Origin of the sequence: Mycobacteroides chelonae (assembly GCF_016767715.1) — a bacterium.
GTDB classification, from domain to species: domain Bacteria; phylum Actinomycetota; class Actinomycetes; order Mycobacteriales; family Mycobacteriaceae; genus Mycobacterium; species Mycobacterium gwanakae.
This window is the reverse complement of record NZ_CP050145.1, coordinates 19,088-31,188: the sequence shown is the minus strand read 5'-3', so window position 1 is coordinate 31,188 and position 12,101 is coordinate 19,088. Positions and strand designations below refer to the sequence as shown.

12 protein-coding genes and 2 tRNA genes are annotated in these 12,101 nt (G+C 63.9%); 4 read left to right on the top strand and 10 right to left on the bottom strand.

Annotated features, from left to right (window positions below; all coding sequences use genetic code 11):
• Positions 1 to 127: 127 nt before the first annotated feature.
• Positions 128 to 1,033, top strand: coding sequence for an SAM-dependent methyltransferase (locus HBA99_RS00165; protein WP_070951750.1), 906 nt, complete (start codon positions 128 to 130; stop codon positions 1,031 to 1,033).
• On the opposite strand, the gene HBA99_RS00160 is transcribed toward HBA99_RS00165, so the two are convergent.
• Both HBA99_RS00160 and HBA99_RS00155 read right to left on the bottom strand, forming a co-directional pair.
• Positions 1,021 to 1,782 carry a rhomboid family intramembrane serine protease gene (locus HBA99_RS00160; protein WP_070951751.1) on the bottom strand — a complete coding sequence of 254 codons (762 nt, stop codon included), beginning with the start codon at positions 1,780 to 1,782 and terminating at the stop codon, positions 1,021 to 1,023. The genes HBA99_RS00165 and HBA99_RS00160 overlap by 13 nt on opposite strands.
• Positions 1,783 to 1,893: 111 nt before the next feature.
• The gene (locus tag HBA99_RS00155; protein ID WP_193601848.1) at positions 1,894 to 2,430 is read right to left on the bottom strand and encodes a peptidylprolyl isomerase; all 537 of its coding nucleotides are present in this window, start codon (positions 2,428 to 2,430) and stop codon (positions 1,894 to 1,896) included.
• Positions 2,431 to 2,546: 116 nt separating this feature from the next.
• Between HBA99_RS00155 and cwsA the strand changes: the two genes are divergently transcribed.
• Positions 2,547 to 2,951 carry a cell wall synthesis protein CwsA gene (gene cwsA, locus HBA99_RS00150; protein ID WP_030098135.1) on the top strand — a complete coding sequence of 135 codons (405 nt, stop codon included), beginning with the start codon at positions 2,547 to 2,549 and terminating at the stop codon, positions 2,949 to 2,951.
• A gap of 34 nt (positions 2,952 to 2,985) precedes the next feature.
• Here cwsA and HBA99_RS00145 read toward each other — a convergent pair.
• From HBA99_RS00145 to gyrA, 4 genes are all read right to left on the bottom strand, one after another.
• Positions 2,986 to 3,058 (bottom strand) — tRNA-Ala (locus tag HBA99_RS00145).
• A 126-nt stretch (positions 3,059 to 3,184) separates the two neighbouring features.
• Positions 3,185 to 3,261: transfer RNA gene (locus tag HBA99_RS00140), tRNA-Ile, on the bottom strand.
• A 48-nt stretch (positions 3,262 to 3,309) separates the two neighbouring features.
• Entirely contained in the window at positions 3,310 to 4,266 is a 957-nt protein-coding gene (locus tag HBA99_RS00135; protein WP_070951752.1) for a DUF3566 domain-containing protein, read from the bottom strand.
• A gap of 10 nt (positions 4,267 to 4,276) precedes the next feature.
• Positions 4,277 to 6,790, bottom strand: coding sequence for a DNA gyrase subunit A (gyrA, locus tag HBA99_RS00130; protein WP_030098132.1), 2,514 nt, complete (start codon positions 6,788 to 6,790; stop codon positions 4,277 to 4,279).
• Between the two features lie 154 nt (positions 6,791 to 6,944).
• Here gyrA and HBA99_RS00125 point away from each other — a divergent pair, with 154 nt between their 5' ends.
• Positions 6,945 to 7,910 (top strand): SAM-dependent methyltransferase, encoded by a 966-nt coding sequence (locus HBA99_RS00125; RefSeq protein ID WP_070931884.1) that lies wholly within the window; start codon positions 6,945 to 6,947, stop codon positions 7,908 to 7,910.
• 3 nt (positions 7,911 to 7,913) lie between these two features.
• Here HBA99_RS00125 and HBA99_RS00120 read toward each other — a convergent pair whose 3' ends face one another.
• The 4 genes from HBA99_RS00120 to HBA99_RS00105 form a co-directional block, all read right to left on the bottom strand.
• Complete coding sequence (locus HBA99_RS00120; RefSeq protein ID WP_070951753.1) at positions 7,914 to 8,486, bottom strand: YdeI/OmpD-associated family protein; 573 nt, start codon at positions 8,484 to 8,486, stop codon at positions 7,914 to 7,916.
• 547 nt (positions 8,487 to 9,033) lie between these two features.
• On the bottom strand, positions 9,034 to 10,581 hold the full coding sequence (locus tag HBA99_RS00115; RefSeq protein WP_070951754.1) for a hypothetical protein: 1,548 nt from the start codon (positions 10,579 to 10,581) through the stop codon (positions 9,034 to 9,036).
• 9 nt (positions 10,582 to 10,590) lie between these two features.
• Positions 10,591 to 10,878, bottom strand: a complete 288-nt coding sequence (locus HBA99_RS00110) for a hypothetical protein (protein WP_070951755.1) — start codon at positions 10,876 to 10,878, stop codon at positions 10,591 to 10,593.
• 16 nt (positions 10,879 to 10,894) lie between these two features.
• Positions 10,895 to 11,119, bottom strand: a complete 225-nt coding sequence (locus HBA99_RS00105) for a hypothetical protein (protein ID WP_070952379.1) — start codon at positions 11,117 to 11,119, stop codon at positions 10,895 to 10,897.
• Between the two features lie 142 nt (positions 11,120 to 11,261).
• Here HBA99_RS00105 and HBA99_RS00100 point away from each other — a divergent pair, with 142 nt between their 5' ends.
• Entirely contained in the window at positions 11,262 to 12,098 is an 837-nt protein-coding gene (locus tag HBA99_RS00100; RefSeq protein WP_070951756.1) for an arylamine N-acetyltransferase family protein, read from the top strand.
• Positions 12,099 to 12,101 lie beyond the last annotated feature (3 nt).

Sequence of the window (12,101 nt, the reverse complement as noted above, 5' to 3'; positions counted from 1 at the left end):
TGGTTCCGTAGCCCGATCTCGCCGGACAGCTTGCGCAGCACCATTACCTTTGCGCCGCGCGATGGCTATCTTGGGGGCAACGTGCACGAAGGCAGGTGATTCCTTGGATGGTCAACCGGAAAAGGCTGTGACCTCACCGGCGCACAAATATCAGTTCGATCTGATTGCCGCAGCTCTGCGAGCGCTGGAAAGTCGGCGCGGCCATCCATTGATCGACGATCCACTTGCGGAGGTCCTGGTCACCGCGGCGAACGAGCCGCTCAGTAGTGCCTTCCTCGCCACCGGATTTCCCGAGAACCCCTCGGCTGCCGACGGCACCTTTCTTCTCATCAACGCGTCGGGAATCTTCACGCGGTACGGCGACGACTTCATTGCCACGGAGCTTGAGTCGGGGACCCGGCAAGTCGTGCAATTCGTCGCGGGTCTGGACACTCGGGCCTATCGACTCCCGTGGCCGGCCGACGCTGTTCTGTACGAGGTGGACCATCCGCACACGCTGGAGTTCCGGTCCCGTGTGCTCAGGGAGCACGGCGCTGCCGCCTCGGTGACCCAGCGGCTCATACCCGCGGCAACAACCGCGGATCCCTGGGCGGAGGATCTGTGCGTTGCGGGCTTTGACCCCGAGCAGCCCACCGCTTGGCTGATCGCGCCGCTGATCATGGCGGGTCTGCCCGGACAGGCGCAGGACCTGCTCTTCGAGCGCATCATCGAGCTGTCCGCGCCGGGTAGCGCCATCTGCAGCGATGCCAACATTTTCCTGCCGTCAACCGAGACCTGGGATTCACTGGCCGAACCCGTTGTCCCCGAAGACATCCGGGCCGCCAATTTCTGGATGCTGACATATCCGGATTCCCGCACGCCCCCCGCGGACTGGCTGACGGGCCACGGCTGGGCCACCGACGTGCAGACGGCCGCCGAGATCGCCGCACACTACGGCCGGCCGTTCACCGATGATGTCCCAGACATCGTCAAGCAGCACACCCAATGGCAGTTCCTCAGAGCCAAGCTGCCGCACGTGCACTATCCGGAATAGGTGAGAACCCTCGCCACGATGAGCGTCACCGACAACGCGATCACGACCGCAACCAGCACCCACGGCGTCGAGGGCTTCTGCACCAGGTCCGGTACACCGGCCCCACGGCACACCTCGCGGTAGTACAGCAGCGCACCTGCGCTCAGAACACCGAACAACAGGCCGCCCATATGCCCGGCCAACGAGATGCCCGGCAGCGAGATGCTCAGCCCGATGTTCAGCACCAGCACGATGATGATGGTCTGCGGGTTCAGCCGCTCCCGCAGATACAGCACCAGTGCCGCGCCCAGCAGACCGTAAATAGCGCCGGATGCACCGGCCACCAACGCATTCGGACTGAACCACATGGCGATGGCGCTGCTGCCCAGTAGCGCGGTGCCGTAGATCGTGGCGTAGCGCTCACGACCGAACGCGTGCTCGAGTCCGGGCCCGATCAAGGCCAGCGAGAGCATGTTGACCCCGATGTGCATCAGGCCGAAATGCAGGAAGCCCGCGGTGACCGTGCGCCACAGCTCACCCTGCGCCACCCACGGCAGGTACAGGACCAGGTCCCGGAACAGCGGGCTGGTGGTGACGGCCATCGTCTCGTCGGTGCCCCCGACCACGGCGGAGTACACGAGCACGTTGACAGCGATCAGCGCCCAGGTGACCCAGGCCCGTGCCTGCCGCAGCGGTTTGACCTGACGTACCGACTTGGCGCCCTGCTGGACGCATTCGACACACTGCTGTCCGACGGGCGCTGATCGCATGCAGTCCGGACACACGGGGCGCCCGCAGCGCACGCAGCGCACCGCGGTGGCCCGGTCCGGGTGCCAAGCGCACCCGTAGACCGGTACCTGTCCGGGATGAGCCATCGAGAGCTAGCTGATGGTGATGGAGTTGATCACGACGTCCTCGGTGGGACGATCGCCGCGATCGACGGAGGTGGAGGCGATGGCGTCGACGACCTTCTGCGAAGCGGGGTCCACGACCTCACCGAAGATGGTGTGGCGACGGTTCAAGTGCGGGGTCTTGCCGACGGTGATGAAGAACTGTGAGCCGTTGGTGCCCGGTCCGGCGTTGGCCATGGCCAGCAGGTACGGCTTGTCGAACTGCAGCTCGGGGTGGAACTCGTCGGCGAACTGGTATCCGGGGCCACCGCGGCCGGTGCCGGTGGGGTCACCGCCCTGGATCATGAATCCCTCGATGACGCGGTGGAAGACGGCGCCGTCGTAGAACGGGCCGGCGGCCTCGCCCTTGGCGTTCTTCGTGGAGTAGTCCTTGCTGCCGTCGGCGAGACCGACGAAGTTGGCGACGGTCTTCGGGGCGTGGTTGCCGAAGAGCGCGATGACGACGTCGCCGTGGTTGGTGTGCAAGGTGGCGGTCTGTGTCTGGATTGGTGAAGTCACGACGACCACCTTATCCGCGCCGAAAAGACATTCATGCGGATGTTTCCCAATAGGCGGCGCAAAGATGGCAATCTGGAGTACCAGTCATTCTGGAGATCACCGCCCGACGAAGGGACCCGCTGACAATGAGCCTGCTGACCAAGACCTCCGAACCCGCCGTCAAGCTGACCTCCGGGGAGCGGCTCGTGCGGGGTCTGAAGGAGGCCGCACTGGCCCCTATCGACGTCTCACGCGGTACCGCTGGCCTCGGGTTCGGGCTGGCGAAATCGGCGGCGGGCGTGGCCGGCAAGCTGGTGCGTCGCGGCAAGGCGGTGTCGTCGGAGGTGCAGGACGCCGTCGCCGATGTCGTGGACACCCTGCCCGAGGTGGTCAGCGGAGCCCGCAAGCGCAAGCTGCCGCGCGCGCTGACCGGCCTTGCGGTGGTCGGTCTGCTGGGTGCGGGCGCCGTCGCATTCAGCGTGCTGCGGCGCTCAGGACAGCCCGAACCGTCGCCGCTGGCACCGAGTGTGGATTCGCAACCTCAGCCGTAGGGCCGGATCGGGTCGCGCGAACGAGAAACTTGAGTGGAGCCTAGGAGAATCGAACTCCTGACATCTACCTTGCAAAGGTAGCGCTCTACCAACTGAGCTAAGGCCCCTCACCTGCTGCTGTGTGCCACACTTCCATGTTGTTGCGCGCCACGGTGATTGCTGCCGCGTAGGCCACGCCCAGCAATGTGAGCACCAGCAACAGCACTCTCATGTGGTCGACCTCCCAACGAGTGTGGTGGGGCTAGGAGGACTCGAACCTCCGACCTCTTCGTTATCAGCGAAGCGCTCTAACCGCCTGAGCTATAGCCCCTGAACCGAAGGCAGAGATTACCGCACGGATGGGTTGCATCCCAAACCGTTAGTCGCGATCGGCCAGTGTGACCTCGATACCGCCAACTAGATCGGTGGTCAGGTTGTAGATGAACGCACCGATGGTGGCGGCCGCGGTCATCAGCACGATGTTCACCAAACCGATCAGTAGCGCGGTGCCGAAGATGGTGCCACTGGACACCAGCTCACCGCCGCCGCTGTTGGTGATGAGCTCACCGACGTTCTCGTTGAGCTTCGACCACACACCCATCGCGCCGAGCACCAGGTACAGCATCGCGACGGCGATCATCCAGACGAAGAAGAACACCACCGACAACACCAGCGACACCTTCAGGGTCGCCCATGGATCCACGCGCCTGATCTGCATGGCCGCCCGCAGCGGGCCGCGGCGCGAGGGGCCCACCGTCACTGCCGAACCACCTTGTGCCGCATCACTTCTGCGTGGAGGGCGGGGGACCGGGCCCGACAGGTCGGGCAGGTCATTGTTCTTGGGGGCGCGCACGGGCTCCTGCGCGCTCGCCTCGCCCCACGGGGTGCCCGAACGCACCGGCTCGGATCGTTGGGGCCGCTCGGTTCTTTCGGGACGCTCCGGCACCTCGGGATGCTCCGGCGCCTCGTCGTAGGGCTCCAGCTCCGGCACTGCTGCTTCGGGTTCGGGACGCTCCGGCGGGGTGTTGAATCCGGCCGGGGCCGCGGTGCCCGAGATGAACCGGCTGAGCCGGGCATCCAGGCCGGCCGACGGGCGGGGCCCGGGCCGCGGCGCCGACGTCGGAGCGGTTGGAGGCGCGGTGGCGTCGTCCACGATGGGGATGATCTCCGTCGGTGCGCCGCCGGGGCGCGGTTCCCTGCTGGGAATCCGCTGCGGGCCGGTGGCGGCGGCGTGTGAACCACGCCGCCGCTCCGCCCGCTGCCAGGGAGGCAAGTCCGCCTGGTCCACGGGGCGTTCGTTGGCGCCAGACTCCCCCGGATCGTTCGGTGAACTCACCTACAGCTCCTTACTCGCTTGCGCCGGCTGTGTCGTCGTCAGGGTCAGCATCACCCTCATCGGCATTATGCGCGATTGCCAATAAGGTGTCGCCCTCGCCGAGGTTCATCAACCGCACGCCCTTGGTCTGGCGGCCGGCCTTACGAACCTGTTTCGCGATGGTGCGGATGACCCCGCCGCCCGAGGTGATGGCGTAAAGCTCGGCCTCTTCGTCCACGATCAGCGCACCCACCAGAGAGCCGCGGCGCGGGTCGTACTGAACCGTCAGCACACCCTTACCGCCACGCCCCTGCACCGGGTACTCCTCGATCGCGGTGCGCTTGGAGTAGCCGCCCGACGTGGCCACCAGCAGGTAGGTGCCCTCGCTGACGACGTTGAGCGATAACAGCTCGTCCTCGCCGTTGAACCGCATGCCCTGCACACCGGAGGTAGCGCGGCCCATCGGCCGCAATGCCTCGTCGGTCGCACTGAACCGGATGGACTGACCATGCGCCGATACGAGCAGCAAGTCGTCCTCGGCCGCGCACAGCACCGCGCCCACCAGTTCGTCGCCGTCGCGCAAGTTGACGGCCACCAGGCCGCCGCTGCGGTTGGAATCGAAGTCGGTGAGCTTGGACTTCTTGACCAGACCGTTCTTGGTGGCCAGCACCAGGTACGGCGCGTCCTCGTAACCCTTGATCTGGATGACCTGCGCGATGCGCTCCTCGGGCTGGAAGGCCAGCAGGTTCGCAACGTGCTGGCCGCGCGCGGTGCGGGCGGCCTCGGGCAGGTCGTACGCCTTAGCGCGGTAGACGCGACCCTTGGTGGTGAAGAACAGGATCCAGTCATGCGTGGAGCACACGAAGAAGTGCTTGACGATGTCGTCCTGCTTGAGGCCCGCCCCCTGCACGCCCTTACCGCCGCGCTTCTGGCTGCGATACAGGTCGGTCTTGGTGCGCTTGGCGTATCCGGTTTCGGTGATGGTGACGACGACGTCCTCACGTGCGATGAGGTCTTCGTCGGCGACATCGCCGTCGGCGGAGATGATGCGCGTGCGGCGGTCGTCGCCGTACTTCTCGGTGATCTCGGCGAGTTCGTCCTTGACGATGGCGCGCTGACGCTCCGGCTTGGCCAGGATGTCCTCGAGGTCGGCGATCTCGGCCTCGATCTTGGCCAGGTCGTCGACGATCTTCTGCCGCTCCAGGGCCGCCAGGCGACGCAGCTGCATGTCGAGGATGGCCTGGGCCTGGATCTCATCGACGTCGAGTAGCTCGATCAGGCCCTGGCGCGCGATGTCGACCGTCGCCGAGGCGCGGATCAATGCGATCACTTCATCAAGGGCGTCAAGGGCTTTGACCAGACCGCGCAAGATGTGGGCGCGCTCGTTGGCCTTGCGCAACCGGTACCGGGTACGCCGAACGATGACGTCCAACTGGTGATTGACGTACAGCCGGATCAGCTGATCCAGGCGTAGCGTGCGCGGCACGCCGTCGACGATCGACAGCATGTTGGCGCCGAAGCTGGTCTGCAGCTGGGTGTGCTTGTAGAGGTTGTTCAGCACCACCTTGGCAACGGCATCGCGCTTGAGCACCACCACGATTCGCAGGCCGACACGGTCGGAGCTCTGGTCTTCGATGTTGGAGATGCCGGCGATCTTGCCGTCGCGCACCTGCTCGGCGATCGAAGTGATGAAGTTGTCGTGGTTGACCTGGTACGGCAACTCGGTGATCACCAAAGACGTCCTGCCCTTGGAGTCTTCCTCGATCTCGGCGACACCGCGCATGCGGATGGAGCCGCGCCCGGTGGTGTACGCGTCGTGAATCCCTTGTGTCCCAACGATCAAGCCGGATGTCGGGAAATCGGGGCCGGTGATCTTTTCGCAGACCGCCTTGAGGGTGGTCTCCTCGTCGGCCTCGTGGTTGTCCAGCGCCCAGTACACGGCCTCGGCCAACTCACGCAGGTTGTGCGGCGGCATGTTGGTGGCCATACCGACGGCGATACCGCCGCTGCCGTTGGCCAGCAGGTTCGGGAACCGGCTCGGCAGCACGGTCGGCTCCATGACCCGGCCGTCGTAGTTGGGAATGAAATCGACTGTCTCCTCATCGATTTCACGCAACATTTCCATGGCCAGCGGTGTCAGCCTGGCCTCGGTGTAACGCATGGCGGCGGCGGGATCGTTACCCGGCGAGCCGAAGTTTCCTTGGCCGTCCACCAGCGGGTAACGCAGCGACCAGGGCTGCGCCATACGCACCAAGGTGTCGTAGATGGAGGCGTCGCCGTGTGGGTGGTAGTTACCCATGGTCTCGGCCACCGAGCGCGCCGACTTGGCGTGGCTGCGGTCGGGCCGGAACCCGGAGTCGTACATCGCGTAAAGGACGCGGCGGTGCACGGGCTTGAGGCCGTCGCGCACTTCGGGCAGGGCGCGGCCCACGATCACGCTCATGGCGTAATCGATGTAGCTGCGCTGCATCTCCTGCTGGATGTCTACCGGTTCGATCCGGTCGACGGCGTCGTCACCGCCGGGGGGCAGCGTTGTGTCGGTCATGTGCTCCTCGTTCATGCTGCGCCCGGAGAAGGCCGGGCAACCCCACCAGCCTAGTCACTTCTGCGATGGGTTTCTCGGATCCAGGCCCGTGCGTCGTTCTCAGCGGCTTTAGATGCCGATATCCCAGGTATCCGGTACTGTTTGTTACGCAGGCGTGAGCCGCAACGAGGCGGCCAGGGCCGAAAGGGAGCTGCCAGCCATGACCACTCTGACGTCCGATTTCACCGAGGAATCCACCGGCGAACGGCTACGCCGATGGGCCGACGAGTGGCGGCGCATGGCGGCGGTCGCGGTGTCGAACGCCGACGGCCCCAAGACCGGAATGGTCTACGACATCGTCGGTCCGCAGAACTTATTCGGCGAAGAGTCGCTCTTCATCAACTTCGGGTACTGGCGCGACCACCCGACAACCCTCGACGAGGCCAGCCGCGACCTTGCGCGCCTGGTTGCCTCTAGCGCGGGGTTCACCTCGAAGGATGTGGTGGTGGACTGCGGCTGCGGATACGGCGATCAAGACATTCTGTGGGCCAACGAGTTCAAGGTGAAGAAGATCACCGGGGTCAACATCGCCGAGGAGCAGATCGCGATCTCGACTCGACGGGTCGCCGAGGCCGGTCTGTCCGACACGATCTCCTACGTCAAGGCCTCGGCCACCGATCTACCGTTCGGCAACGAGTCCTGCACCAAGGTGGTGGCGCTGGAGTCGGCCTTTCATTTCCCGTCGCGCATCGACTTCTTCCGGGAGGCGCTGCGCGTGCTCAAGCCCGGTGGACGCCTGGTGACGGCGGATATCGTCCCGCGGCGCACCGCGCTGACCGCGCTGGCACGCAATCAGGTGGCGCGTCGGGGCTGGCAGGGTGCGTCACCGAGCGCGGTGCCCTGGGCCGTCGATGTACAGGGATACCGAGATCTGCTGCTGGACATGGGCTTTGCCCGGGCCGAGACATGGTCCATCGCCGATGATGTCTATCCACCGCTGTCCAAGTTCCTGGCCAAGCGGTTGCGCCAACCCGACATGAAACATGTCAACCCGCTGCTGCGCGCGCAGTTCAATTCGGTGGGTATGCGGCTCTTCTCGCTGCATTCGGACTACATCGTGTCCGTGGCGCACAAGGCCTGAGCGCTAGCTCAACTTCTTTCCCTGCGCCAACAGCTCGACGTACTGCACGATCCGCCGGGCACGAGTATCTGGTCTCTTGATGGTGGTGAGGCGGAACAGGAACGGCCAGCGCGCCGTCTTGGTCAGAGAGTCGAAGAACTGCTGTGCTTGCGGCTCGGCGCGCAGTGCCTGCGCGAAGTCCTCGGGGACTTCGATGGTGGCCTGCGAGCTGTAGGCGGCGTCCCAACGGCCGTCAGCCTTGGCGGCGTCTACTTCTCGTAGGCCTGCGGGCCTGAGCCGGCCCTCGCCGGTAAGCCGTTCGATATGGCCGACGTTGATCTTCGACCAGGTGCTGCGGGCGCGGCGTGGGGTGAACATGCGCAGGGTGTACAGCTCGTCGAGCGATTTGGCTTGTCCGTCGATCCACCCGAAGCAGAGTGCTTCCTCCAGGGCTTCCTTGTGGTTGACGCTGGGGATGCCGCTGGCCTTCTTGGCCATCTTGATCCACACGCCGGGGGAGTCCGCGTGGTTCTCTTCCAGCCACTCTTCCCAGTCTCGTTGCGACGCAAAGTAGATGGTGGGGGGGTCGGCGGCCATGCGGTTAGGGTACGGGTGGGCGGTGACAACAGTTAGAAGGTCCAGCTGCCTTCGGGACGCAAGACGAAACCGTGGTTTCCTCTGGTGTTGATACACGCAACGAGGCGATCACCGCCAACAGCGCAAGTCATATCACCATCTACCAGCTTTTCGTTTTGATTCAGCTTTTCACCAGAGTACGGCGGGCAGTGGACGGTCGTACTTGAAAAACTGTACTGATCCCAACCCCCCACCACGGCGCATCCCGCTCCGTCACCACTGCCCTCTGATCTTGGAACACCCGGAAGATCTCCTCGACACCCAGAGCTAGAACCGCTGGCCATGGTGCAGCTAATCAACCCGTCAGCCGTCACAAAGCTCGAATACATGCCGCCTCGGGACTGCTGCCGGAAAGGCTTCGAGTCAACAGCCTTGAACCCACCTAGATCCGGGAAACCCTGTGGCGGTTGGCCGGCGGCTTCCGGCGCCGGAATCGCTTGGCACGCGATCGCAGACATCGCAATGACGAGACCCGCGGCCAGTCGCCCCATCAACATCATGATTTCTCCTAGGAGTTCGGTTGAAATATCGGCACTGACGTTTGATAAGTGACCGGAGGATATGCGCCCGGGAAACCCGGGACACCCCGCCAAACACTGATGCGGGTGTCCACGACATCGGCGCGAAGCGCTGGATCCCAACGAACACCCGTTGGAAGGGCCGCATAGGGCGCGCCACCGGGCCACGGAGTCTGGCCGGCAGGCATCAGGTCCGTGACTGGCCTGGCCTGCAGCAGCCCCTCGGGAGTTGACGCGGTGATGGCACCGACTGCCATGTTGCGGCCTTGCTCCGGGGTGTAGTCGTCGGCTCCAAACAGCGCGACGCCGCCATGCGGTAACGCGACGAGACTGCTCTCTCGCGAACCCGGCAGGCTAGTAACGTCGCCTTGATACCGCAATGTCTTCACCCAGTCGTTCGGATGGTTGGGGTCGACCGGATCAGACCGCCACATACCTCGGGCCGTGTCGCTGCGTCCATCGCCATGGTTTCCGACGACATACATTCGTCCCGATGCTTTGTCGTAAACGACGCTTCCCTGGTAGACCTTGCTTCCGTCTACGCCCTGCAACTTACCTAGGCTTTGGGGCGGCTGCCTTGTAACGTCGTACGCCTCAGTTTGAGTGACATACACGCTCTTTCCGTTCTTGGTTTGGTTTTCTGCCCATGCGGGATCATCCGGGGGCCTACTTACGAGAGCGATCCTTTCCCCATTCGGACCCACTGTCGTCCCGGTCGGAAGTGTTCGATACGGATCGTTAGCATCCATATCCGCAAAATGATGGTCGCGGGGCGGATGGGGCACTCGTGGAGATCCGTCCGCGTTGTTGTCGGCCGGGTCCCCCCATACAGAATCCGGAACCGGCTTACCGGTTTTCGGGTCAATCACCACGTTTCCGTTCTCATCCAACATTGGAAGCGGGTTCCCGTTTTCATCCAAGAACGTGTAGCCCAGGTCGTAATCTTCCTGCTCGATTGGTCCGAGTGGTTTCGCTGGTCCCATGATCTTCGGATTGTTCGGATCTCCACTGAAGTCTGTATTACCGTCCGGGCCTTCAAGATGGAAATTGCCTAGGTCTTGCGCAATTTCATGCAGTTTGCGTGCAATCGCGTTGTCCGTCGCCTCCAGCTCGTTTGCCCTAACGGCAAGAATGCCCTGCAGCCATCGCCTTCGTATCGCCCGCTTCAGACGATCGAGCCCAGAATGTGACCGCCGCTCGGTCACCGACAGGTCCTCGTTCACGTTGAAGTCTTCGTCTTCGGGATCGTGAACGGCATACACGGCCTTGTCTTTGGCGCCCTTCAATTGTTGTTCGGACGATTCCGCCACCTGCTTGGCGGACTTCAATTTGTCCACTTTCGGCCGTGTTTTGTCGATGTAGCCTTTCAACCGCGTCCGAAATGCCTCGACAAACTGGCCTGAACCTTGCAGCCTGTCCAGCAATCCCTGTGCACCGTTGACTGCCGACTCAAGCTGTGTCGCTTGGTCGCCCCACGACTTAGCCGCTGCGCCAAGGTGATCCGTTCGCCAGTTGAGAATCTCTGTCTTTGTGGGCATCGCACGGACCTACATACTCTGCGGTCCGGTCACATTGATGTTGGCCGCGTTGTTCTGGTCCATATTTTCGAACGTCTGGACCGCGTGACCCAAAAACGCGGCCGCCTCCTGAAGCAAAGTGCCGTACTCCTTGGCGACGTGATCGCTCGACACGGACACCGCTAGGGTGGCGGCCACGGACTTTTCCGGGCCCGCACCCTCTGCGGCGGGTGAGCCGGCGGGGATCAAATGGTCACCGAGGCCCTTCAAGCCTGCCGCTACTTGCCGGGCTTGATCGAGATCTATCTGTAGTCCCACCGCCCACCCTCCGTCATCAGCGGAACCTCTGGAACTGATAGAAGTCATCCTCGTCAAGATCCGATGGTGACGACGCAGGCGGCCTCACCTGAGCCTGCGCATCCTGTACCGGGTTCGCGGTCGCCCGTCGATCGATTTCTGCGATGGCTTCCCTGCCTGCGGCTTCGATATCCATGACGCTGCGATCGGCGACACCACGGATCAGGTCGAGCTCACGCTGCAGCTCCTGCTCGTCATTCACGACCTTCACCTCCCGATCCCGGACAGAATTCCCCTCTTATTGTGCTCCGACGCACGGGCGGGCCATTCGGTTCCACCGTTCTGCCAGATATGGTCCGCGGCGCTACAGCGATACCCAGGGCTGCTAGTACGTTGTCCACACCATGTGGAACGGAGACGAGCTCGCGCTCGACGAATACCTGGCCTTCATAGGCTTCGACGGCGCCCGGTCGCCGTCCCTGGACACCCTGCGGCGCCTACAGCGCGGGCACGTCCTGAACGTCAAGTGGGAGAACCTCGATGCGGTGCTGCACAAGCACGTCGCACTGGATATCCCGGCGGTTCAGGCGAAGCTGCTGCGCGGGCCCCGCGGCGGCTACTGCTACGAGCACGTCGCCCTGTTCGCAGCGGTTCTGGAGCGCCTCGGCTTCGACTTCTTCGGAATTCAGGGGCGCGTGCAAATGGGCGCCACCACCATTCGGCCGGCGACGCACGGCATGCTCGTGGTCCGGCTCGACGGACAACAGTGGCTCTGCGATGTCGGATTCGGCACCAGCCCTCTTGCCCCGATACGCATTGTCGACGAGGCCACCATCGACGACGGATCGTGGACGTACCAACTGCTGCGCGGCAAGGTCACACCCGGCGCCGACGGCTGGACCCTGTCGGAGGCCGCCGGGGACGGAACGCTGCCGGGGTGGATGAGCCGGTACACCTTCGTGCTGGAACCGCAGTACCCGATCGACTATCGCGCCGCGAGTTACTTCGTCGCATCGAGTCCCCATTCACCCTTCAGTACAAGGGTTTTCGTACAGAAGATCACGCCCGATCACGCGTACATCCTGGACCACCGCGAGCTGCACGACATCCGGCCCGGCATAGGCCGCAAGACCCGGCAGCTGGTACCCGCGGAAGTCGTGGTGACACTGCGCGACATCTTCGGTATCGAACTGAAGAACGATGACTCGTCACTGCTGTTGGAACGGCTGGCACAGCAGTAACGT

Bases quoted from the DNA above. Each gene is read 5' to 3' on its own strand.
- HBA99_RS00100 (WP_070951756.1), top strand. From the start codon at position 11,262: ATGTGGAACGGAGACGAGCTCGCGCTCGACGAATACCTGGCCTTCATA.
- gyrA (WP_030098132.1), bottom strand. From the start codon at position 6,790: ATGACCGACACAACGCTGCCCCCCGGCGGTGACGACGCCGTCGACCGG.
- HBA99_RS00120 (WP_070951753.1), bottom strand. From the start codon at position 8,486: ATGGCCGCCGACCCCCCCACCATCTACTTTGCGTCGCAACGAGACTGG.
- cwsA (WP_030098135.1), top strand. From the start codon at position 2,547: ATGAGCCTGCTGACCAAGACCTCCGAACCCGCCGTCAAGCTGACCTCC.
- HBA99_RS00115 (WP_070951754.1), bottom strand. From the start codon at position 10,581: ATGCCCACAAAGACAGAGATTCTCAACTGGCGAACGGATCACCTTGGC.
- HBA99_RS00160 (WP_070951751.1), bottom strand. From the start codon at position 1,782: ATGCGATCAGCGCCCGTCGGACAGCAGTGTGTCGAATGCGTCCAGCAG.